Origin of the sequence: Nostoc cf. commune SO-36 (assembly GCF_023734775.1) — a bacterium.
In the GTDB taxonomy this organism is placed as follows: Bacteria; Cyanobacteriota; Cyanobacteriia; order Cyanobacteriales; family Nostocaceae; genus Nostoc; species Nostoc commune_A.
The window spans coordinates 223,128-244,381 of sequence record NZ_AP025732.1 but is presented as its reverse complement, the minus strand read 5'-3'; the positions used below and the strand labels follow the sequence as shown (position 1 = coordinate 244,381).

At 38.8% G+C, this 21,254-nt stretch carries 24 protein-coding genes and 2 pseudogenes; 8 read left to right on the top strand and 18 right to left on the bottom strand.

The window, feature by feature from the left end; all coding sequences use genetic code 11:
- The first annotated feature begins 5 nt into the window (after positions 1-5).
- The 3 genes and pseudogenes from ANSO36C_RS01150 to ANSO36C_RS01135 all read left to right on the top strand — a co-directional run bounded on the left by ANSO36C_RS01150 (position 6) and on the right by ANSO36C_RS01135 (position 2,712).
- Entirely contained in the window at positions 6-797 is a 792-nt protein-coding gene (locus tag ANSO36C_RS01150) for an alpha/beta fold hydrolase (RefSeq protein WP_251958010.1), read from the top strand.
- A 23-nt stretch (positions 798-820) separates the two neighbouring features.
- A pseudogene (locus ANSO36C_RS01140) lies at positions 821-2,462 on the top strand (alpha/beta hydrolase).
- A 91-nt stretch (positions 2,463-2,553) separates the two neighbouring features.
- On the top strand, positions 2,554-2,712 hold the full coding sequence (locus ANSO36C_RS01135) for a hypothetical protein (protein WP_251958007.1): 159 nt from the start codon (positions 2,554-2,556) through the stop codon (positions 2,710-2,712).
- Between the two features lie 100 nt (positions 2,713-2,812).
- Here ANSO36C_RS01135 and ANSO36C_RS01130 read toward each other — a convergent pair whose 3' ends face one another.
- From ANSO36C_RS01130 to ANSO36C_RS01075, 12 genes and pseudogenes are all read right to left on the bottom strand, one after another.
- Complete coding sequence (locus ANSO36C_RS01130) at positions 2,813-3,049, bottom strand: DUF1206 domain-containing protein (RefSeq protein WP_251958006.1); 237 nt, start codon at positions 3,047-3,049, stop codon at positions 2,813-2,815.
- Positions 3,050-3,179: 130 nt separating this feature from the next.
- A complete protein-coding gene (locus ANSO36C_RS01125) occupies positions 3,180-3,767 on the bottom strand; it encodes a DUF1206 domain-containing protein (protein WP_251958005.1) in 588 nt (195 codons plus the stop codon).
- 58 nt (positions 3,768-3,825) lie between these two features.
- Entirely contained in the window at positions 3,826-3,963 is a 138-nt protein-coding gene (locus ANSO36C_RS01120; protein ID WP_251958004.1) for a hypothetical protein, read from the bottom strand.
- Positions 3,964-3,972: 9 nt separating this feature from the next.
- Positions 3,973-4,353 carry a peptidoglycan-binding domain-containing protein gene (locus ANSO36C_RS01115; RefSeq protein ID WP_251958003.1) on the bottom strand — a complete coding sequence of 127 codons (381 nt, stop codon included), beginning with the start codon at positions 4,351-4,353 and terminating at the stop codon, positions 3,973-3,975.
- An 18-nt stretch (positions 4,354-4,371) separates the two neighbouring features.
- Positions 4,372-4,878, bottom strand: a complete 507-nt coding sequence (locus tag ANSO36C_RS01110; RefSeq protein ID WP_251958002.1) for a PRC-barrel domain-containing protein — start codon at positions 4,876-4,878, stop codon at positions 4,372-4,374.
- A 40-nt stretch (positions 4,879-4,918) separates the two neighbouring features.
- Positions 4,919-5,755 carry a M48 family metallopeptidase gene (locus ANSO36C_RS01105; protein ID WP_251958001.1) on the bottom strand — a complete coding sequence of 279 codons (837 nt, stop codon included), beginning with the start codon at positions 5,753-5,755 and terminating at the stop codon, positions 4,919-4,921.
- Positions 5,756-5,846: 91 nt separating this feature from the next.
- Positions 5,847-5,987, bottom strand: a complete 141-nt coding sequence (locus ANSO36C_RS01100; RefSeq protein ID WP_251958000.1) for a hypothetical protein — start codon at positions 5,985-5,987, stop codon at positions 5,847-5,849.
- A gap of 53 nt (positions 5,988-6,040) precedes the next feature.
- Positions 6,041-6,838, bottom strand: coding sequence for a hypothetical protein (locus tag ANSO36C_RS01095; RefSeq protein ID WP_251957999.1), 798 nt, complete (start codon positions 6,836-6,838; stop codon positions 6,041-6,043).
- A 70-nt stretch (positions 6,839-6,908) separates the two neighbouring features.
- A pseudogene (locus tag ANSO36C_RS01090) lies at positions 6,909-7,713 on the bottom strand (hypothetical protein).
- 179 nt (positions 7,714-7,892) lie between these two features.
- Positions 7,893-8,543, bottom strand: a complete 651-nt coding sequence (locus ANSO36C_RS01085; protein ID WP_251957998.1) for a hypothetical protein — start codon at positions 8,541-8,543, stop codon at positions 7,893-7,895.
- A 303-nt stretch (positions 8,544-8,846) separates the two neighbouring features.
- Positions 8,847-9,410, bottom strand: coding sequence for a DUF3611 family protein (locus ANSO36C_RS01080; protein WP_251957997.1), 564 nt, complete (start codon positions 9,408-9,410; stop codon positions 8,847-8,849).
- Positions 9,411-9,802: 392 nt separating this feature from the next.
- On the bottom strand, positions 9,803-10,174 hold the full coding sequence (locus tag ANSO36C_RS01075) for a response regulator (protein WP_251957996.1): 372 nt from the start codon (positions 10,172-10,174) through the stop codon (positions 9,803-9,805).
- A 192-nt stretch (positions 10,175-10,366) separates the two neighbouring features.
- Between ANSO36C_RS01075 and ANSO36C_RS01070 the strand changes: the two genes are divergently transcribed.
- The 4 genes from ANSO36C_RS01070 (at position 10,367) to ANSO36C_RS34090 (ending at position 15,694) form a co-directional block, all read left to right on the top strand.
- Positions 10,367-12,499, top strand: a complete 2,133-nt coding sequence (locus tag ANSO36C_RS01070; RefSeq protein ID WP_251957995.1) for an ATP-binding response regulator — start codon at positions 10,367-10,369, stop codon at positions 12,497-12,499.
- 217 nt (positions 12,500-12,716) lie between these two features.
- Positions 12,717-13,349 carry a hypothetical protein gene (locus ANSO36C_RS01065; RefSeq protein ID WP_251957994.1) on the top strand — a complete coding sequence of 211 codons (633 nt, stop codon included), beginning with the start codon at positions 12,717-12,719 and terminating at the stop codon, positions 13,347-13,349.
- A 512-nt stretch (positions 13,350-13,861) separates the two neighbouring features.
- Positions 13,862-15,361, top strand: a complete 1,500-nt coding sequence (locus tag ANSO36C_RS01060; protein WP_323374547.1) for a response regulator — start codon at positions 13,862-13,864, stop codon at positions 15,359-15,361.
- A 6-nt stretch (positions 15,362-15,367) separates the two neighbouring features.
- A complete protein-coding gene (locus ANSO36C_RS34090) occupies positions 15,368-15,694 on the top strand; it encodes a response regulator (RefSeq protein ID WP_323374591.1) in 327 nt (108 codons plus the stop codon).
- A 71-nt stretch (positions 15,695-15,765) separates the two neighbouring features.
- Here the strand turns inward: ANSO36C_RS34090 and ANSO36C_RS01055 are convergent, their stop codons facing one another.
- Together ANSO36C_RS01055 and ANSO36C_RS01050 are read right to left on the bottom strand one after the other, a co-directional pair.
- Positions 15,766-16,281: a serine hydrolase domain-containing protein gene (locus ANSO36C_RS01055; protein ID WP_251957993.1), complete on the bottom strand. Its 516-nt coding sequence runs from the start codon at positions 16,279-16,281 to the stop codon at positions 15,766-15,768.
- A gap of 60 nt (positions 16,282-16,341) precedes the next feature.
- Positions 16,342-16,503 (bottom strand): hypothetical protein, encoded by a 162-nt coding sequence (locus ANSO36C_RS01050; RefSeq protein WP_251957992.1) that lies wholly within the window; start codon positions 16,501-16,503, stop codon positions 16,342-16,344.
- Between the two features lie 198 nt (positions 16,504-16,701).
- Here ANSO36C_RS01050 and ANSO36C_RS01045 point away from each other — a divergent pair, with 198 nt between their 5' ends.
- Positions 16,702-17,736, top strand: coding sequence for an AI-2E family transporter (locus tag ANSO36C_RS01045; RefSeq protein WP_251957991.1), 1,035 nt, complete (start codon positions 16,702-16,704; stop codon positions 17,734-17,736).
- Positions 17,737-18,230: 494 nt separating this feature from the next.
- On the opposite strand, the gene ANSO36C_RS01040 is transcribed toward ANSO36C_RS01045, so the two are convergent.
- The 4 genes from ANSO36C_RS01040 to ANSO36C_RS01025 are packed head-to-tail and all read right to left on the bottom strand — an operon-like array spanning position 18,231 to position 21,254.
- Positions 18,231-18,395 (bottom strand): hypothetical protein, encoded by a 165-nt coding sequence (locus ANSO36C_RS01040; RefSeq protein ID WP_251957990.1) that lies wholly within the window; start codon positions 18,393-18,395, stop codon positions 18,231-18,233.
- A gap of 8 nt (positions 18,396-18,403) precedes the next feature.
- Positions 18,404-18,856 carry a hypothetical protein gene (locus ANSO36C_RS01035; protein WP_251957989.1) on the bottom strand — a complete coding sequence of 151 codons (453 nt, stop codon included), beginning with the start codon at positions 18,854-18,856 and terminating at the stop codon, positions 18,404-18,406.
- A gap of 44 nt (positions 18,857-18,900) precedes the next feature.
- Positions 18,901-20,250, bottom strand: coding sequence for a DUF2254 domain-containing protein (locus tag ANSO36C_RS01030; RefSeq protein ID WP_251957988.1), 1,350 nt, complete (start codon positions 20,248-20,250; stop codon positions 18,901-18,903).
- A complete protein-coding gene (locus tag ANSO36C_RS01025) occupies positions 20,247-21,254 on the bottom strand; it encodes a mechanosensitive ion channel family protein (protein ID WP_251957987.1) in 1,008 nt (335 codons plus the stop codon). The genes ANSO36C_RS01030 and ANSO36C_RS01025 overlap by 4 nt, the downstream gene beginning before the upstream one ends.

Here is a 21,254-nt window from a genome sequence, read left to right as displayed (position 1 = left end):
TAATCATGCCATCTAAAATTCGTAGTCAGCCTTATTTTTTAACTACCCAGTTTTCTAACCCTAATTATCCACTTTTAGTATTTCTACCTGGAATGGATGAGACTGGAAAGGAATTGATGTATATTCAAACAGCAGGTTTAGAAGCTGCTTTTGATGTACGTTGCTTTGTAATTCCTCCTGATGAGCTAACAAGTTGGGATCAAATGACAGAACAAGTAGTATCTTTAACCAAGATAGAACTAGAAAAAGTACCGCGTTCGCCTGTTTATCTTTGCGGTGAATCATTCGGTGGTTGTTTGGCGCTCAAAATATTAGAAAAATATCCTCAACTATTTACCAAGATTATTTTAATTAATTCTGCTTCTTCATTTCATCGAGTCCCTTGGCTAAATTTAGGTTCACTTTTGTTTCCTTACACACCTCAATTCTTTTATAAAATTTCTTCGTTTTTATCTTTGCCTTTTCTAGCTAATTTAAGTCAAATTTCGCCTGCTGCTAGCATTGCTCTTTCAAAATCTACCAGTTCTGCACCAAAAGAAACTGCTAATCAACGACTATCTCTGATGAGAGAATTTAATATTGATGAAAATAAATTATCTCAAATTACTCAACCTGTCTTACTAATTGCTAGTAAAAATGACCGACTTTTGCCTTCAGAAGCAGAGGTTAAACGTTTAAATAATATTTTTTCTAATTCTCAGGTAATAACTTTACCCCATAGCGGTCATGCTTGTTTAGTTGAAAGAGATATTAATCTCTTTCAAATTTTATTATCCGCTAATTTTAGCGTTGCTTAATGTAGTGTTTCAAGTGATATATAATGACTAAACCTATAAAGAAACAAACTGTTTGGCTGAAATTGGCTTTGAGAATTTTTAGTATAGGGTTGCTACCTACATTAACTGCAAATCAGGCTTTAGGTGCAGAGCGGATAAGATTTAATTACGGTGTTTTAGAAAGGTCTATCCCAATTAGTTCACTCGAAACCTATGCTAGAACAGGCAAAGTGGACAATAATTTAGCTGCATATAGAAAGTATCTAGACAAAAACCAACTAGCTCAACTGCGGAAAGTTTTGCTAACTCGCATTCCCCTAAATCAAGTAGAAGTTTCACAGTTCCTTTATACGCCCATTGGCGAACGATTATTACAAAACTTAGGGAAAGTTATTCAGACAGAATCTAACTTATCAGGGTTTTATGCAATTCGTGCAGCACTGATTTGTCAGCCGCAGATCAAAAAGATTTTACGCTTTTAAATGTATTAAGCAAGTTTCCAGCAAGTGCAATTTCAATTAACTTGAACCAGAGTTTGGCAATTGCAGAGGCATTACAAAAATTTAGTCAATCAAACTCAAAATGCAGCTAGCACTAGTTAACCAACAATCCCAACAAGAGGTAATTACAGTTTCTACACTTAATACTGTTCCATTGATGGATTTAGGAAAAAACGGAAGTTTTCGTTTCTTCAAGCAAACTATCACACTTAATGACCTATCGCGTAATCGGACTTTTCCTGCTGATATTTATCTTCCAATTGCTCAAACTCCTCGTCCAATAATTGTCATTTCGCACGGGCTTGGTTCCGACAGAACAAGTTTTGCGTATCTAGCTGAACATCTGGCTTCTTATGGTTTTGTGGTTGCTGTTCCAGAACATCCTGGCAGTAATTCACAACAAATACAAGCATTATTAGCAGGTATAGCAGATAGAGTTACCAATCCTAGAGAACTAATTGACAGACCTTTAGATATTAAATTCTTACTAGATGAACTCACTGGTTTATCAAAGTCTAATTCAACATTTAGGGGACGTTTAAATTTAGAACAAGTTGGTGTAGTAGGACAATCATTTGGTGGATATACGGCATTAGCATTGGCGGGTGCAAAGATTAATTTTGAGCAACTGAAAGCCGACTGTCCAGCTTTGGAAAACACGTTAAATGTTTCGCTTCTACTTCAATGTTTGGCGGTCAATTTACCAAAAGCTCAATACAACTTATCTGACCCCAGGATAAAAGCAGCAATTGCTATTGATCCAGTTGTTAGCAGTATTTTTGGTCAAGCTAGCCTCAGCCAAATCAAAATTCCGGTGATGATTGTATCTGGTAGTTCTGATACTGTTGCTCCAGCTTTAACAGAGCAAATTAAGCCTTTTACTTGGCTAACAACTCCAAACAAGTATTTAGCACTCATCAATGGCGGCACACACTTTTCTACTATTGCAGAATCACCAAATGCCGCCGTACCCGTTCCTACACAGGTAATCGGTTCAAGTCCAGCCTTGGCACGTCGTTATGTTAAAGCTTTGAGTGTTCCATTTTTTGAAACGTATGTTGCCCAACAGTCAAGTTACCTTCCCTACTTGAGTCCAGATTACGTTAATACAATTAGTCAGCAACCACTACCGTTAAGTTTAATAAAATCTTTGACATCTGAACAGCTACAAGAAGCGTTCAAATAAGGATTTTGAAGCTAGGTAAACCTACAGAATGATGAAATAAACACTAAATACTATTAATCTGAAAAAAAAGGGTTAATAATTAGCAATAATTATGAATACAGCAACTCGTAATGAGCCAATTTATGTATTTCACTTAACTCCAGAAATATCACTGATTTGGACTACTTTAGGTTCATTGCTGTTAATATTAGCAGCAGCAGTAGGTTCTCAACTATGGTATTTTTGCAAAAATATTGGTAACTTTGGATAAAATACTAAACTGACCAGGATAATTAGTTATAAAGTTGAGCAATTAATGGCAAAATAACCAGCTTTACAAATGCAGCAAAAATTAGCGATTGCGTTAAAAATTATAAATTAGCAATATGCCGATAGCGAGCCTCTATTCCTGAATAGATGCCATAAGCAATCAAACCCAAACCCACTATACCCAGAAGCCAAAGACCAAAGGGGTGTTGTGTCAGAACTGCTAATGCACCACCCAACCCTCTAGCCTGAGTGCCATCAGATTGAATTGCCGCCAGCATCAAGAAAATGCCGATAATGCCAAAAACAATGCCACGGGCAGCAATGCCAAATCTACCCATACGCACTGACCCAATTTTGCTCAGTTAGACTCATTTGAGAAAGTTTTAAATGGTAACAGAATTTGCCTTTGTACGCTTTATACAGCACTTCCGGCAGCTATGAGGTACATCCTCAAAGCTAAAAGCTATGTTAGGAGAGAGGCAATAAGAAAAGCTGTATTGCATAATAGCGGGAAGCGCTGTAAAGGTAAGAAAGACCAACACTAACTACCATCATCCCTGCCAGTGCTACTAGCCATCGCCCAAGGGGTTGAGCCAAGATATATATTGTCCAATCCTCAGTTGAATCGCTATCGCCAACGACTGAACCCATAATCAGCTTTACAGATGTCAAAGCCAAACCTGTATAACCTAAAGCACTGATAGCATAACCAATGCGTTGGGCAATTCGTTTAACATTAATTGGTTTTCCACTTTTTTCAGGATCAAAAAACGTCTGAACTAAACGCCAAAGTACGTACCCAATAATTCCGAGGGTAACGATACCTAGCAAAAATTTTCCAAAAGGTTGGACAACAATTGCCTTTAACGCACCAGTTGTATTTGTGGTTTTACCACCAGAACCAATGGCTGCTTGAGTTGCTAATAAACCAATAATAAAGTAAACAACACCTTTTGCTGCGTATCCTAATCGTGCTAGTCGCTCAAACCAAGGGAGAGAAGTTATTTCTTTACCTGGTTGTTTAATTGGTTCTAAGGGTGGATTGGGTAGTGTCATACGGCATAGCAACTATTTAGAATTCAGAAAGATGAAACTGCTCTCTACACTATATTTATTAACCTGAAGCGCCGCTTGAGCCAATTATACCAAGCAGTTGCAACGGATAAATAATTGGAAATACACCAAAAAATATGCCAGCGATCGCTGTTCCACCAAAGATTATTTTTGATGGTTGCAGTTCCTTGGGTAACATTTTGATTTGTTAGAAAGCACGACGACGCACGGGTGGTATACTACTGCGTAAAGCTTGCCACGTCAGCGCTCCTACCCTACCATCACCAACCAATCTTTGCGATCGCTGAAAGGTAGCTACTGCTGTAGCAGTTCTAGGGCCATAAATACCATCAATAGCTCCGTTATAAAATCCTAAATATTTCAGGACAGCTTGCACATCTCTCACAGGCTGTCCGCGAGATCCAGGCGTAAGAAAAGGAGCTCTCACAGGAGAGTATTTTGAAAGCCTACCTGTAATTGAGGTTGTCTGCGCCTTAGCAGGTGCAAAACTAAAGGGTAACATCCCCAAAAACAATGCAGAAATTAAGCCCAATGGTAAAATTATTGAGCGCATAAATCGAGTATTCATAAATTTATCATCCTCTGATCAAATTTTTGCTCTGTTTGGATTTCTCCCATTTCTCAGGTTTTCTTCATAGGTTCTGAAGTTGGGATCGTTCAGTTCGTAAAAGTAAGGCTCTAGCGTGTAATTATAAAGAGCAGGAATACCTAACATACCCGGCATTACTGATGGCACTAAAGGTCGGTAAACCCCTCTAACTTTCTCTTCATAATCATTATCGATTGCTAAATCTTCGCTAAATTCAGGTAGATTTTTTACTTGCTCTTTGGTCAGTTTAGGAACAAAAAGATGTTTCTTCTCATAGTCAAGACTAGCTAAACCCACCGGGAGCAATACTTGTTTACCGAAAATCCAAAAGCCTGTATCAATGATGAAATAACGGAAACGTCCATCATTTTCATCAACTAATATGTTGACAACAGAGCCAACCCTGTCATCATCGGCGTAAACATCAAAATTTTTAATGTCATTACCATTAAAAATTTCATCGTTGTAGTTGGGATTGTATTCGTCAAGTTTGTACAAAGCCATGTTTTTTCCTCCTGTAAAAACTGTTTAATCTTATGATTAACTAACTTAAAGGTCGAATTTTTGCCTCATAAGCAGCATTGTTTAAACCGCCACCTCTATAAGCTTTTTGAGAATTAATATCACTTCTTAAGGCGGTAATGCGATCGCTTGTTGCGGGATGAGTACTCAAAAACGTCGGCAGCGATCGCTGTTGGAGTGACTTTTGCATAAAAGCAATCATGGCAGACTGAGCATAACCAGCACGTCCTAAAGTCCTCAGTCCTCTTTGATCGGCTTCAAATTCATCTTGGCGACTATTGGGACGCCGTAATGCCAAATCCACACCAATCTGAACTGCTGTACTACGCTCTAATCCGGCTACTGTAGCAAAACCACGAGCGATCGCTCTTTGTCGCATCTGTTCTATTGAATGCCGACTAGCAATATGACCAATTTCGTGAGCGATAACGCTGGCTAATTGAGCTTCATTATCTGCGGCTTTTAGCAATCCGGTAGTGACATAAACATAGCCTCCCATCGTGGCAAAGGCATTTACACTCTCATCCTGAACTACCTGAAATGTATAAGGAATATCAGGGCGAGTGCTATTTGCTGCCAATTGTTGACCAACTTGGTTGACATAGCGATTCACATTTTGATTGCGATAAAGCTGAATTTCACTATTAACTAACTGTTGATTAATCTGCTTGCCTAGTTGGACTTCTTCTCGATCAGAAATAGTGGATAGCTGAAATATTTGGATTCCTTGATTCAAGAGGTCAAACAATGAAATTGCTTGGCTTCTTTGAGGAGAACCCACACCAATACCAATCGCTACTAAAACTGAGAGAAATAAATACAACCAGCGGCGATAAATAAAAGAGAAAGAATTTGACATAAGCTGATTCAAGTTAACTACGATGTTCAAAATTGGTGAACATTCCCAGCCAGAGAACTTGCTCAAACTTCTCTATATCCAAGCATTGTCCCTAATTAAAAACTTCATTACCGTCCACCGAGACTTGTTGCGGTTCAAACCCGTAGAGGTGCAACTTTACACGCAGCGATCCTAAAAACCGTCGAAGTTTAATTGTTCGTAGGTTGAGAAATGCTTTGTTGAGGATATCCATAAAACCTCACAGAAATTACAGCATTTAAGACAGCTATGACAAACTGAGAATTCCTAAGAAGGATGATATATAGTTTCAGCAACTAAAACAGGTCTGTTGCTATACTCAGCCTCTAACTCTCTTTTTACATTTAGATCCCAGGTAAAATTGTATTCTTTCTCAATTTCAGCAATTACAAAAGGACGAACTTCACCTGTTATCGATACTGTCTGATCCTGATTTATTGCTACTTTGGGCGGTGCTTTTAATAAAACTAACAAATCTTGCCCACCAAACAATTGGTTTTCATCTAGCGTCAGTAAAACCGGACTGCGGATATTGTCCACTTCCCCCGTAACTGCAACTTGACGACGATAATATTGTTCGGGACGTTGTGTTATTTGGCCAGGTTCAGGCGCTAATACAAGGTATCGAGCAATGATTGCAGGTTTATTGATGTAATCTTTGTAATATTCATCCTGCATATTGAGATTAAACTCTTGCTCAATCTTGGGAATTACTAAATTACGAACCTGACCAGTAACTTGAATTTTGATATTTTGGTCAGATGGCAGATTAAAAGGCACACCTGAAGCATTAACAACTACAAGAGGTTCACCACGAAAGAAGCGTGCATCACTAACCGTAAATGAACTCGAACCAACTTTCTGAATTACTCTGCTTTTAATTGTTACAGAGTTACCCATAAATTCGTCAGTGTTCTCAGTAATTTCAGATGTGTTAGTGATAGTTGCCTTTTCGTCAAAAAAGCTACAACTTCTAACTATCAGAGCGATCGCTACCAGGAAAACTAATACCCCTGCTTGACCTAACGCCTGTAAGAAATTTCCCCTTTGAGAATTGTCACTCATTACCTTTATTCTTATTTATCTTGAGGCTATTTATGAAAAATTTTCCTGATAGACAATGCTGTAGAATATTTTATTGTGGAATTGCTGAGGGATATACCTCTGTTGCAACGAATACAGGTTTATTGCTGTATTCTACTTCTAGCTGCTTTTGTAAAGTTAAATCCCATTGCAGGTCATAGTCTCGTTCTAGTTCAGCTAAAACAAACGGACGTAACACACCTGTGACTGCAACTTTCTCACCTTCATTGACAACTCCTTTTGGAGTACCAGCACGGATCACTAACAAGTCTTGCCCACCAAATAATTTGTCTTCGTCTAAGGTGAAGGAATTGGCATTTCTGATATTTTTCCACTTCACCTGTTACGGCTATGTTTTTGCCGTAGTATAGGCTGGGGTTTGTGGTAAGTTCACCTGGTTTAGGAGCAAGTGCAAGCGATTGAGCAATAATTGCGGGTTGGGTTTCGTACTCTTTGTACAAGTTTGGATCTAAGCCCAAGTTGTAATCTCGATTAATATCTGCAATCACAAAGTTACGAACTGGGCCTGTCGCTTGAATTGGTGTATTTGAGTCAGTAGGCAGGGTGAAAGTTTTGCCCGAAGCATTTACAACTAAAATTGGTTGAGCGCTAAAAAATTGCTTATCGGCAATTGTGAAAGTTGACGGCCCCAATTTTCTGACGGGTGTACTTCTAATTGTTACAGTTTTACCAATGAGTTCGTTTGCATTGTCTGCGACTTCTTCTGTAGTCACATTAGTTTCTGGTACTCCGGCTTGTTGATCTAAGTTGTTGGTACAACTTCCAAGCAGCATTGCAGATATTGCTAGAGCAATTGTTCCTTTAGAACTCCATTTAGTTTGCATAAAGTTGATCATTTCAAAATTTCCGTTTGGGTTGACTAGATATCAAGTTCAGATCATGACTTATTATTCAAAAGCTTTTACATCAGTCTTAGTGATAATTTTTTAACTGAACCTGATATTATTGAACGACCATAAAACTTTCGATTTGTTGTAATGAGCGTTTTAAGGCGTTCAACATTTTTGCGGTGATATTAATTCAAAAAGACTTGACCATCTTTTTGAATTCTCAATACACCTTGATTGTCATCGAAATTGGTTGTTTCATCTAACGAGACTGCGAGTGTCCCTTCAGAGGTAGATGTGGGCATAACTTTAAGCAGTCCACCATCTTGACGTACTAAGGTAATACTGATGGGTGTTGGTAAGTTTCGTAAGACAAATTCTTGTCCACCTGCAAGATATCGAGGTTGGGTCTGACCAATTGCTTGATAAGAAATACCAGCGTTAGTGTTATTTTTCAATTTCACATCGACTGTACCTGCTGTTGGTGTGATATTTGCGATCGCACTTTGCCGACTTTCTGGAGCAGGTGGTTGTATAACATTAACATTTGTGCGTCTTCCATTCATAGGATATGCAGGAACCATAATACTCTGGGAACCAGTAGTTCCTTGTTGTCCTCCCAATCTTAAAGTTGCAGCATTTGGTGGACATCCTGCTGGAACCATAACTCGATTATTGTGTGGTTCTTCGTAGAAAATTCTAGGACAAGGATTAAGTTGGGAAATTCGCGGCTGTGCTACTGCTGATTGAGTAATTGCAGAGAACCCGACTAACAAAGTTCCAAACATTGTTCCTAGCAATCCAACTTCTTTTAAAGAAGAATGATTTAACTTGTACATGACTACCTCCTGACGGCTTCATTTTTGCTTGTTATTTGAAAATTCAAATAATGACATCTAGTGAAAAATTAGAGAATACTTTTAGTTAGCCTTTTACTATTTTTGCAATAATCTTTTAGGCTTAGGGAAAGTTGAGCAGCTCAACCAAAGAGGAGAATGAAAACAGACAGTCTGTATTTTTAGGTTATATCTCAATGGTGGAAAAGTAGAGCAGAATTGTAATACATTTAGCAAATAATACTTTAGATATAGGTTAGTACTTCTATAGTAATAGCTAGCAAAATCAAATCAATACTGCACCTATTACTCTTCTAACCAATAGAGTAGACCAAGAGAAGTAATCCCTCCAAAAAAGTGAGCGCCAATCACATTAATATTTGCTAAAATTACAAAAATATCTAAGGAACGAATTACATTTTCTGGTTGATACAATGCGACACCTTGAGGTTGTGCTACTGCTTTACTCAATACGATTATAACGGTCACTTCCGAAGCAATGAAAGCTATTAATAACCCTAGCAAACTCACGAGCAATCCGATTCGCAAATTTTGAATTACGTCTTCCTTCTTGGGATGGTTGTCAGAATTTGGCGTTTGTAAAAGTTTAGCCATTTTTCGATAACGGAAAGCCCAATAGACTCGAAAGCACAGCAATAAAATACCAACAATAGCCAAAAATATGCCAAAGCCTATACCTGAACTGCTTGTCGTAACGTTACGGCTAAAACACGCCAACAATACAGCAATGCCAGAAATACCACCAAGTACTAATTGCACCCAGAAACTAATTCGACTTACTAAACGCAATGTAGCAGCAAATTTTTGTTTGCTTGGTGGATGTGAAAGTGATTCTAAATTATTTATCATATATACTTTACTCCCTAAGTAGATATTTTAAGTAAATCTAGTAAATTAGAGTTTGATTTCAATCTATATGATAAAACTCACCTCACCAATTAATGTATTTACTTCTTGAAGTATTAGTTGCTTTACTGAAAAGAATTTATCTTGACTTCAGAACTAATATTTATTGATTTAGTTATAAATTTAGAGAGTAAAAGTGGAAAACTAGTGGAGGATATGTATTTTCGGAAAAAACTACGACTTAAGAAAGAGACTACCAAAACTATAGATAGACTTTTTTTTAAGCAAATCTATCCTAAAGTGGAGAGACTACAGTAATCCTATCTCTGTCACCTAAATTCCCATCAATAATTTAGGAATAGCTAAACTGGAAACACCAGATTTTGTAATATACTTTAGCTCAAGGCTGCTGCTACTTGAACAGCTAGTTTCTGAGGATTAAATGGTTTACTAATTATGCCTTTGATACCTAGATTACTGAATAGATGTTCGTTATTACTGCGTCCTCTAGCTGTAAGCAAAATTACAGGTATATGTTTAGTTGTTTGATTAGCCTGTAGTTTTTGAAAAGTTGTCAAACCATCCATGTCAGGCATCATTACGTCCAAAAGTATGGCATCGGGTTGAGATGACTGAGCTAAGGATAATCCTTGATTACCTGAAGTAGCAGTCAACACCTCCCAGCCCCCCATTATTTCTAGACAAGTCTGAATCAATTGACGGATGTCATCATCATCATCAATAACTAAGATTTGCTTAGAGGTCATCGTTATCATCTTCCTGTTTTAAATTATTATTACTTAGTGCTTTAATTCTTCCAATGTAATGAGGGGCATTGTTTAAAACTACCATCCTCTTAAGATTAATTTTTAATGGTAAAACTTGAAAGTGGAAAACTAGAGTAGAAGTTTAATAAACAGATGGCATAACCAGAAGTAATAGACCAAAAGTAATAGAAAATGTGGAGATTGACACGATGGGCTTTGCCCCGCCTTCCCTACGGAACGCTCCGGGAACGGCGATTCTCGCAACTACAACGCTACAGCATTGCATTCTTAACGGTTTTACTAGCTTTACTGTTGACACTGCTTCTATGGCAGCTACACAGGCTGAATTCTATTTACCCACTGTTTTTAGCTGCTGTCATGGTTAGTTCCTGGTATGGTGGCTTAAACCCAGGGCTGTTGGCAACTTTTTTGTCTGCTATAGTCTGCGCCTACTTCCTCTTGCCCCCTTTTTATTCTCTGGCTGTTAGTGGGTTCAGTGCGGTGGGGTTGCTTCAGTTTGTGTTAGTAGCATTGTTGATTAGCTTACTTAACTCCGCACTGCGCCAGGCGCGATCGCAAGCTCAAAAAAACGCGCGAGCCGCCCAGGATAATTACGAGTGTTTACGTCAAATTCAAGACAGTCTGCGCCAAAGCGAAGAACGTTATCGATTGCTAATAGAAGGAGTAACTAATTACGCAATTTTTATGTTAGATCCAAACGGTAACTTTACCAGTTGGAATATTGGAGCCGAACGTATTTTAGGCTATCAAGAAGCAGAAATTATTGGTCAACCTTTTGAGCGAATTTTTTCACCAGAAGCAATTGAGCGTGGACAACCACAACAAGTATTAACAAAAGCCGTAACTGAAGGTTTTTTTAAAGAAAATCGTTGGCATCTCCGTAAGGATGGTACATTTTTCTGGGCGCATTGTGTAATCACACCTTTACGAGATGAAAATGGAAATCTGCGCGGATTCTCTAAAATTATGCAAGATATTACTGAGCGCAAACAAGTTGAAGAAGAAAAAGAACAACTGTTGCTACGAGAACAAGCTGCACGTGCCGTTAGCGAAGCGGCACAAAGTGCAGCAGAAGCCGCAAACCGTTCCAAAGACGAATTTTTAGCAATAGTTTCTCATGAATTACGTACCCCCATGACTGCAATTATCGGTTGGGCGGGAATGTTGCAAACGGGTGCGCTAGATGAAGCTAAAGTAACTCTTGCATTGGAGATAATCGAACGCAATGCTAATTTGCAAATGCAACTTATTGAAGACTTACTTGATATTTCGCGGATTGTTAGAGGAGAACTTTCACTCTCTATTGATTTGGTAGATTTAGTAGGAGTAATTACAGACGCGATCGAGGTTGTACAATCACTGGCAGATGCTAAGAGTATTCAAATTGAAACTATACTTGATACTTCAATAGAAAAAATTTCGGGTGATTCAGATCGCTTGCAACAAGTTGTGTTAAATCTACTCACCAATGCAATTAAATTTACACCCAATGATGGACGAATTAAGGTGCGGTTGTCAAAGGAAATAGGGAGTAGGGAGTGGGCTTGCCGTGAGCGTAGCCGAACGGGAGTAGGGAGTGGGGAAGAGTTTTCCCAACCCTCAATTCCTAGCTATGTTCAAATTCAAGTAAGTGATACGGGTAAAGGTATCAGTGCTGACTTTCTACCTCATGTATTTGAGCGCTTTTGCCAAGCAGATAGCAGTCATACTCGGTCAGATAAAGGATTAGGTTTAGGGCTAGCGATCGCCCGTCATGTGGTAGAACTACATGGTGGCACAATCCAAGCCCAAAGCCAAGGAATAGGGCAAGGTGCAACATTTACAGTCAAGTTGCCCATTTTAGAAGAAAGCAGAGAAGAAAGTCTTTCCGCCTCATCTCCCCCATCTCCCTCATCCCCCTCATCCCCCAACCTCTTAACCAACTTGCAAGTGCTGGTTGTAGATGACGAGGCGGATGTGCGGCAGTGGATTACCGCAGTACTCGAAGAGTGTGGAGCGAAAGTTAGTACTTTTAGCTCCACAAGACAGGCACTTAAAGCACTAGAAGAATTACATCCAGATGTGTTAATCAGCGACATTGGGATGCCAGACGAGGATGGCTACGCGCTGATGCGTAAAATCAGAGAAATTGAAGCAGAACAAGGCGGGCGAATTCCTGCTCTTGCACTGACGGGATATGCCAGGGTAGAAGATTACAAGGAGGCATTAGCAGCAGGGTTTCAGCTACATGTTGCGAAACCAGTTAGAGCAGCTGAATTAATTGCCGTTGTTGCCAGCCTGGGTAAAATGTCTGGTAAACTCTGAGCAATTTTGTAAATATTGCTCAAATCCACAAGTTTTCCACTTTTCATAGATAACTTCAAAAGTGTAATTCAAGCGAGAACTGGTGTTATCCATACAGTTAATAAAGTTGGCTGACATCAGCTTGAATCAGTTAGGAAAGTAACAGCAATTTGGTTGCATATTAGATTGCTTTTCAATGCCTGATTCCTTCATGCAAAATTATTTGGAAATTTGAAAAATGAATAGTACATGGTTACAACGATTTTCTGCGTTGTTTATTTTCTCCACAATCACAATGCTTGGAAGTGGATTATCTGCTCAAGCACAAACTGTATCGACATCGACTCCCGGTAAAATTTCAACAACAGCAGCCGATTTGATTCCCCAAGCAACACAACCTGCTTCTAAAACTTCTGCTGAGGTGGCGCAAGTAGATGTTGCTCCAGGTCGAACTACCCGTGGTGGCTCCAGCTATATTGGAGTTGCTGGCAACATTGGTTTAGGCGGTGATTCAGCTATAGGTGAAGGTAGCTTTATGGTAATCAGCAAAATTGGGCTGACGCGTACCTTATCTGTACGTCCATCTGTGGCCATTGAGGACGACCCCGTTATTTTGCTTCCTCTCACCTATGACTTTAACTTTCGGACAGCAGATGCTTTTGAAGATACATTCGCTATAGCACCATACGTTGGGGCTGGCATAGCGATTGAAACTAGTGATGATGCAGACGTTGGCCTGCTTTTATCTGGTGGCGTAGATGTTCCTTTAAATACTAACCTCACGGCAACAGCAGGCGTGAATGCGGCATTTTTAGATGAAACGGATGTCGGGCTGATGATCGGAGTAGGTTACAACTTTACTGGGTTGTAAAAAAGATTGTAATAGCCATTTGGAAAATGATTGCGATAGATGTTTTTTTGAATTGCTGACTGAGACGCGATCGCACTTTAACAAAATCGATGATGTATCACTGGTGCGGCTGTTAGTCAAACGACATCCTACGTAATCATACCATAGCTATTGGTAATTAGATGAACAAAAATATTTATTGTCATTGCGAGCGATCGCAATGACATTGTGTAATTAATTCGGTTTACTTAACTCTTGAGGTAAATAACTGCTCAACTATCGCAAGTTCGTCATGTTTTCGCTCTAGACTGGATCAGTATCGCTCTGTTAATGCTACATTACTACCGGGTTTTCTACTGTCCTGACTTGTAATAGCCTCAAGTAGAAAGTTTTATCAAAATAGGTGAGACCGAGCGAATCTGTTGCTTAAACCTTGCCTTTGATAGATGCCATATAAAACTGAAAAGGGCATAACCTAAGTTATATAAATTTGATTACAGCGCTCAGGGTTGCTTCTACAAGCAAACATTTTCATGAGAATTCTGTTGGTTGAAGACGATGATTTGCTTGCTCAAGCTGTAGCAAGATATCTTACCAAACAAAATTATGTGGTTGATATTGCTGCTGATGGTGAAGCCGGTTGGGAATTGGTTAATGTCTGTAACTATGACCTGATTGTGTTAGATATTGTTCTGCCAAAACTAGATGGCATAAGTCTTTGTCGGCAATTACGGCAGTCAGGTTATCAAATGCTGATTCTGCTTTTAACGGCAAAAGACACTAAAACTGATAAAGTTATCGGTTTAGATGCCGGAGCAGATGATTATGTAGTCAAACCATTTGATTTTCAAGAGTTATCAGCTCGGATTCGTGCTTTATTACGTCGAGGAAATACTTCTTTACCTCCTGTTTTGGAATGGGGAGCCTTGCGTCTCGATCCTAGTACTTGTGAAGTGACTTATGCAGATATTACACTAAATTTAACAGCAAAAGAATTTAGCCTTTTAGACCTTTTTTTACGCAACAACCAGCGCATCTTTAGCCGGAGTGCCATTGTAGATCAACTTTGGAGTGCTGAAAAAGATCCACCTGAAGAAAATACGATTAAATCTCATATTAAAAGTTTACGGCAAAAGCTAAAAGCCGCAGGTGCTAACTATGATTTTATAGAAACTGTCTATGGAATGGGTTATCGTTTAAAAGCTCTAGATGATGAGCAAAGTTGTCAGATACATGAGCCGGAAACAGATTTAAAACAGCAGCAAATTCTACTAACAGCCATTGCTCAAGAGCGGGAAAATTTCAAAGCTAAGGTTGGTTCGCGCATTGCAGTATTGAAACTAGCAGCTGATGCTTTAAGAAAAGGTACACTTGATACTCAAGTGCGGCAAAAAGCAGAGCAAGAAGCTCACAAGCTAGCTGGTTCCTTGGGTAGCTTTGGCTTTCCAAAAGGTTCGTTATTAGCCAACGAGATAGAAGATTTATTTCAAACTCAAAAATTTATTAGCCAAGCTAAATGTTTTTATTTAGATAAGCTCTTGATGGAGTTGCAACGAGAGCTAGAAAAAACCCCGGTTGAACAAACCCAAAATCTACTATTAGTAATTAGTAATGATCAACAAGTAGTTGAGGGATTGATAAAGGAGGCTGAGAATCAGGAACTACAAGTTAAGATTGCTACTAATATCGCCGCCGCCAGAAGTATAATCCCATCTTTAAATCCCGATGTGGTGCTACTCGATCTTGATATTGAGAAAGACAGCTTGAAATTAATAAGAGAATTATCTCAGCAAACACCTACGGTAGGCGAAACGCCAACGCCACAAATACCTGTGTTAGTTTTTACAGAGCGAGATAATTTTAGTGATGCCTGCGGCGGGCTTCGCTTACGCCTAGAAGTTGCACGATCTGGCGGACGTGCTTTTTTACAAAAATCCATGCCTCCTAACGAAATTTTGGAGTCAGTAGCCCATGTTTTACAGCAAACTCGTATTACTAAAGCGAGAATCATGGTTGTAGACGATGATCCATAGACATTAATTGTTATACAACAATTTTTAGAAGCTTTAGGATTTACTCTAAAAACTCTTGAAGATCCACGCTACTTCTGGGATACTCTGACAGAATTTTCTCCAGATTTGCTAATTTTAGATGTGGAAATGCCTCATATCAATGGCATTGAACTTTGTCAGGTAGTACGTAACGATCCGTACTGGAAATTTTTACCAGTACTGTTTCTGGTTGATAATTTATCAGCAGATATTGTTGAGCAACTATTTGCGATCAGAGCCGATGATTGTGTGAGCAAAACTGCTAAGAACTCACAACTAATCACCCGTATATTGAACTGTGTCAAACGAAGATAACTAGTTAGAAACATAGCTTTAGTAAATAAAATAACCAAATATATGAATAACCCACAACAACAGCCAAATCATCAGTTAAAGGCGGCGGGGGTGGCTGGAGAAATGTACTCCGCCCCATATTCAACGGCTGTATTTATTAATATCAGCATCCAAATCAAGCTTTCCCCGTTGTACAACTGCATTGCTGCTGTAGCTGTAAATAACTTGGAAAGGGAAGCTACGCGAAACAAAGGTTTATCTATGACAACTGGTATGTTTTTTTTTACGTTCGCGTAACCATAGCCCTTAGCAAAAAATAGTTTCCCATCTTTAACCACAAAAATGGCTGCACCAGGAACATGAGACTTTGATATTTCTTCATTGATGATTTTGTCTACAAAGCCTTCAAATTCCTGGGGATTACTTAATCCCGGTGCAGTAGGAGATGTGATTACAGGCTGCTTTGGTTCGGTTGGTTGCTGCTGTTGAGGTTCTGAAAGCGGGAATTTGGGTACATTTACATCTCTAGCCAAGCTAGGCAAGCCGGACATCGAAAAAAATAGAATGCCTATCAATGCCCAACAAATGAACTTAATCGGTTTATACATGATGCAAATTTACTAACCCTACTACTTAGATAAGTCTTAGCTGCTGAGGTTCCTACTGTATTACTTCAATAATCCCTGTTCCGGCTCTTCAATACTTTCAGGGCTTTCTTGAAATTGTTTGCTCAAGTTAAAGAATATTGAGCCAATCACGAAGATAGCTAAACTGACAAAAATCAATACGAAGGCACGTATCAATATATTACTGGGGCGTGGTTTTTGCATTTTTATGAGTACAGCCTTCAAGGGTTGCTTATTTCAGATTAGTCTCTTATAAAACACCTAAATTCTGTCCCCAGATAGATATATCGTTGGTCTTGAAAAATCAGTCTTTTAGTGGCTTTTTAAATATAGCGATACAGCTATGTTGAAGTAATTAAACTCAGAAAAATAGCTGTAAATAACAAAAAGTGGGGGCTGCTTGTGCGATTCGGACAATTAATCGGGTTTCTCGCTCTTGTTATATCTCTTTACATTTTGTGGCAAATTCGGCAAATACTTTTGGTGGTATTTGCAGCAGTAGTTTTAGCTACAGTCCTAAATCAACTAGTGAGTTTTTTTCAAAGATTTCGTATCAAGCGAGGAATTGCAGTTGCTATAACAGTTGTTCTTTTATTGGTCATTTTGGTCGGTTTTTTTGTACTGATTGTGCCACGTTTTATTGACCAATTGCAACAATTTGCTAATATTATGCCTATAGGACTAGAACGGTTGCGATCGTGGAATAACTGGTTACAAAATGTAATTCCTGACCAACTATTAGAAAATATTCAGGGGCTTAGGTATCTGACTCAAGGTTTACAAGATTGGTTAAATCGGTTAATAAACAACTTTTTTAGCTTGGTCAGTAACTCGCTTTCTATTATTTTAGCTTTGCTGCTTTTTGTAGCTCTTACCATCATGTTATTAGTCAATCCCTCGCCCTATCGACAGGGATTTATAATGCTATTCCCTGCTTTTTATCGTCGACGAGTTGATGACATTCTAAATAAGTGTGCAGTCTCGTTGACTGGCTGGATAAAAGGCACGCTCCTGACTATGCTGCTCATTGCAACATTGAGCTATATTGGGCTGTTGATTTTAGGAATACCATTGCCATTAGTTAATGCTATTTTGGCAGGATTTTTAGAATTTATCCCAAATTTTGGGCCAACCTTGAGTGTGATTCCGCCTGCACTGCTAGCATTAAGTGGAGAACCTTGGAAAATCGCCGCTGTTATAGCTTTGTATTTCGTAATTCAGCAAGTTGAAAGTTTCGTTATAATGCCTTTAGTTATGAAAAGCCAAGCATCTCTTTTGCCAGCAGTGACTTTAGTAGCAGTAGTCTTTTTTGGGAGCTTTTTTGGTTTTTTAGGTGTATTTCTTGCTATACCTTTAGTAATTGTATTACAAATTTGGGTAAAAGAAGTTTTGGTAGAGGATGTACTTAATAACTGGCAGGAAAATAATCATCGATAATGAATTTTTACTACAATAACTCATTTTCTAATGTGTTATCTGGATACTTGCTTGCGCTCTATCCGATATAAATTACTAAATTTATATCCCTTGGAGGAGTATTTTCTATTTCTTAAAACAGATGCTATTTTATGAAAATTATGATTATCTATAGTTAGATGCAAATATATACAGCAGAATAGCCTACTACAAGGCCACGGCTTACAGGAGTCAGAAGTTAGAATAGCTTTTGCTACGCAACACTATCGGAATGGCAAAGATACCCTTATAAGGTTATAGCAGCATTGATCTTTGTCATTCAAATCTAATTTGTTACTTCACTGAGTTGCAAACTGCTGTAGATAGTAATTAGTAATATTGCAAGGATGTGATCAGGAAATCTAATTATAGTTATCGATGGCAGAAATTACCTATTGTTTCAACCACGCTTTTGTTGGCAGCAACGCTTTTTGCAACTCCTACTTTCGCCAATGATATAAATCAAATTCAAGGTTCTAAATCTTCTGGTTTACAAGAAAGTAGCTATCTATTGTCTCAGTTTGTCCATTAGTTGCATCTGTATGACGATTAGTCCAATTTCGTAACGCCCAAAGGCTAATTAAAGCTGCTAATCCAGCACCGAGAGTGTCCATAACTAAATCAATAATGGTGTCATCCAAGCTTTCAATTACTTGGGTATTAAGAATTTACCAGCAGACCATTCTGTGACTTCCCACAAAGCACCAATAGCAATTCCAAAACTAGTAATTGTCACTAAATACAAAACTGTATGATTCCGAAATATATTCAACATTGAACCATAGACTAAAAAACTAAGTGCTAGGGTAATTGCAGAAGTCGTATAAGCATGAACAATCTCGTCATAGGGGCCTGGCATACCAAATAAATTCCATACCCAACCAGTAGCATTGAGCAATGCAGCTAAGACAAACAAAAAATCAAATAAAGTGGGTAATTTATCATCTCGGATGACAAACACAAAGGATAAAACAAGAAACAATGCAAGACCCAAAGCATTAGACCACTTACCTTGAACTGCTGCGACTATGACAAAAATTGTTAGTACAGCCTGTCCTATCCATGCGATAATTCGATAACCTTTCCAGTTCAGACTTTTCATAATTATTACCTCAAAAATATTAATCTAAAACGCCAATATTCTGATTAATCCCAATCCTTATTATTGTCATCATTATTTAAATTTTTAATGACCTGATAATAACTCTCTTCTACATCTTTGCGGTCTTGTTCTTGTGATAGTCCTTCACGGCTATCTTGTAAAATCATGTCAGCATGATGGCGCAGGCTTGCTTGATATTTAGAATTATTGGTGTAAGTAGCAATTGCAGCTATAGCTTCTAACAAACGAATAGTTACTCCTGCATCCGACTTTCCATACTGCCGAATTTGGTTAAAAGCACGCTCAACCAATCCTTGAAAATCGACTCCTTTGGCAATGAAGCGCAATTTGTTATTTTTATCATAGCGGTAGGGCGAAGGGAAATCTCTTTGAACTAAGTGGCACAGCCCTGCGCTAATTCGGTCAATACAGCGAATTGCAGTAAATGGATCGTTTATTCCAGGGGAAATGGCACGCAGAGCAATTTCTACTAATTGATCGATTGGAAACTCTATATCCTGTTGTTCTGTACGTTCTTTGCCCAAAATAAAAGCATCATTAATTTGTTTGGTAAGTTTTTTATTTACTTTTTTCCCAGGAAAAACCAAGGCTAAATCGCTACCTTGAATTAGAAATTTCCCCGGTCTAACCTTAAGGCGTACTAGCAAATTATGTTTACAAGCAATTTCCATCAATTCTCCATTATCAATTGCTTGTAAATAACCAGTTCCATTCGATCGAATTGGTAAAGCTTCCTCCTCAAAAGACATGGGAATTTCTTCAACTCCTTGTCTATGTTCTGGTTCACCATGCCCAATTTTTTCTGGAAATAGCCGCTTAATTGCTGAATGTAAATCCTCACTAACATTTTGGATTACGTAAGATGCCTGAATTATTGTTGAAGCATGATGGATAAAATAAATTAATACACCAATGCTAATAATTGCCAGTAAAGTGCCGACTGTAACCGAAAGTTGTGGCACATACTGTTCGTATCCATCTCCCTCTCCCTGAATTGTCCGCAGTACGAACAAGCAGTAGATGAACGTACCAATAAATGTGCCTAGTACAATTTGATTACCTGTATCCTGCATAAAGTTACGCAGAAGTCGCGGCCCGAAATTGGAAGCAGCCAACTGAAGTGCCACAATTGTAATTGAAAAAGCTGTAGCAGCAACGCTAATCATCGAACCTGCAACCGATCCTAACAGCGATCGCGCTCCATCTGCTCCACCACCGTAAACCCACCAATAATCAATGTCTACTTTGCCTGTGCGGTCAAGAGAAAGCATTGTGAAAGCTAAAGCAATAGCTAACACCGCCATAACCGCCGGTATGAACCAGTAACTTGAGTGGAGTTGATCCCACAGTTTGCTTATCTTGACATTTCTCATTGTTCGTTGGTTTGAGAATCTACTTTACCGTTGTTATCTTGTGAGGAGTGTGCTTGAGCAAGTAACCTGAGTGAATCGCTGATGCGGCGAGGCTTCGGTACTTCACCTTTACCAGATGGCCAACCTTCACGCTGACGGGAACGGTTTCCATCTGTCTCTTCGGTCTGGTCGTGGAACAGAATTTGTTGAGTTGGGAAGGGCAAATCAATGCCGTTTGCAACGAGCGTTTTCTTAATTGCAGTAATCACTTTATCCCGCGAAATAAGATTATCTGCGCGTCGTGGTGGATGAACCCACCAACGCACACGGATGTTAACAGTGCTTTCGGCAAGTTCCATTACTAGTACATCAGGAACCGGATCTTTTAAAACTTCATTTACACTAAGCATTGCGTCTAGCATTAACTGCTTGGCATGGTCAATGTCATCGCCATAGCCAATGCCGACATCGTATTCTAATCGCCGATTTTCAAAGGCAGTGTTTACAGTTACCGAATTAGTAAACAATTCCGAGTTCGGAATGACAATCCGCCGACCGTCATAAGTTCTGATTGTTGTTGCGCGTGTTTCAATATTTTCGACCGTTCCTTCAAAGCCTTTAAAAACAATTTGGTCATCAATTTGAAAAGGTTCAGTCAGCAGAATTAAAATTCCAGCTAAGAAGTTTTGCAAAATATCGCGGAAAGCAAAACCAATTGCAACACCACTAATTCCCAAAAGTTGTATCAAATCACCGGCTCTAAATGTAGGAATCACAATAGAAAGGGCGATAAACAACCCAATCAAAATTGTTAGCCCTTGTGCTAACCTTCCTAGTACTAGTCCCAGATTTCGCGCAGAACGACGATTACGAGTTAACCGCTTGACCAGTATTTTAATTCTGCTAGCAATAAACAAAAATAAGATGAAGACAATTAATCCTAAGACAATGTTTGGTAGCAAAGCTATGAAACCATTTATCATGCTTTGAATCTTATCCCAAGCTGTCGAGATTTCTGCATTCAT

Bases quoted from the DNA above. Each gene is read 5' to 3' on its own strand.
- ANSO36C_RS01150 (WP_251958010.1), top strand. From the start codon at position 6: ATGCCATCTAAAATTCGTAGTCAGCCTTATTTTTTAACTACCCAGTTT.
- ANSO36C_RS01135 (WP_251958007.1), top strand. From the start codon at position 2,554: ATGAATACAGCAACTCGTAATGAGCCAATTTATGTATTTCACTTAACT.
- ANSO36C_RS01130 (WP_251958006.1), bottom strand. From the start codon at position 3,049: ATGGGTAGATTTGGCATTGCTGCCCGTGGCATTGTTTTTGGCATTATC.
- ANSO36C_RS01125 (WP_251958005.1), bottom strand. From the start codon at position 3,767: ATGACACTACCCAATCCACCCTTAGAACCAATTAAACAACCAGGTAAA.
- ANSO36C_RS01120 (WP_251958004.1), bottom strand. From the start codon at position 3,963: ATGTTACCCAAGGAACTGCAACCATCAAAAATAATCTTTGGTGGAACA.
- ANSO36C_RS01115 (WP_251958003.1), bottom strand. From the start codon at position 4,353: ATGAATACTCGATTTATGCGCTCAATAATTTTACCATTGGGCTTAATT.
- ANSO36C_RS01110 (WP_251958002.1), bottom strand. From the start codon at position 4,878: ATGGCTTTGTACAAACTTGACGAATACAATCCCAACTACAACGATGAA.
- ANSO36C_RS01105 (WP_251958001.1), bottom strand. From the start codon at position 5,755: ATGTCAAATTCTTTCTCTTTTATTTATCGCCGCTGGTTGTATTTATTT.
- ANSO36C_RS01100 (WP_251958000.1), bottom strand. From the start codon at position 5,987: ATGGATATCCTCAACAAAGCATTTCTCAACCTACGAACAATTAAACTT.
- ANSO36C_RS01095 (WP_251957999.1), bottom strand. From the start codon at position 6,838: ATGAGTGACAATTCTCAAAGGGGAAATTTCTTACAGGCGTTAGGTCAA.
- ANSO36C_RS01085 (WP_251957998.1), bottom strand. From the start codon at position 8,543: ATGTACAAGTTAAATCATTCTTCTTTAAAAGAAGTTGGATTGCTAGGA.
- ANSO36C_RS01080 (WP_251957997.1), bottom strand. From the start codon at position 9,410: ATGATAAATAATTTAGAATCACTTTCACATCCACCAAGCAAACAAAAA.
- ANSO36C_RS01075 (WP_251957996.1), bottom strand. From the start codon at position 10,174: ATGACCTCTAAGCAAATCTTAGTTATTGATGATGATGATGACATCCGT.
- ANSO36C_RS01070 (WP_251957995.1), top strand. From the start codon at position 10,367: ATGTGGAGATTGACACGATGGGCTTTGCCCCGCCTTCCCTACGGAACG.
- ANSO36C_RS01065 (WP_251957994.1), top strand. From the start codon at position 12,717: ATGAATAGTACATGGTTACAACGATTTTCTGCGTTGTTTATTTTCTCC.
- ANSO36C_RS01060 (WP_323374547.1), top strand. From the start codon at position 13,862: ATGAGAATTCTGTTGGTTGAAGACGATGATTTGCTTGCTCAAGCTGTA.
- ANSO36C_RS01055 (WP_251957993.1), bottom strand. From the start codon at position 16,281: ATGTATAAACCGATTAAGTTCATTTGTTGGGCATTGATAGGCATTCTA.
- ANSO36C_RS01050 (WP_251957992.1), bottom strand. From the start codon at position 16,503: ATGCAAAAACCACGCCCCAGTAATATATTGATACGTGCCTTCGTATTG.
- ANSO36C_RS01035 (WP_251957989.1), bottom strand. From the start codon at position 18,856: ATGAAAAGTCTGAACTGGAAAGGTTATCGAATTATCGCATGGATAGGA.
- ANSO36C_RS01030 (WP_251957988.1), bottom strand. From the start codon at position 20,250: ATGAGAAATGTCAAGATAAGCAAACTGTGGGATCAACTCCACTCAAGT.
- ANSO36C_RS01025 (WP_251957987.1), bottom strand. From the start codon at position 21,254: ATGAATGCAGAAATCTCGACAGCTTGGGATAAGATTCAAAGCATGATA.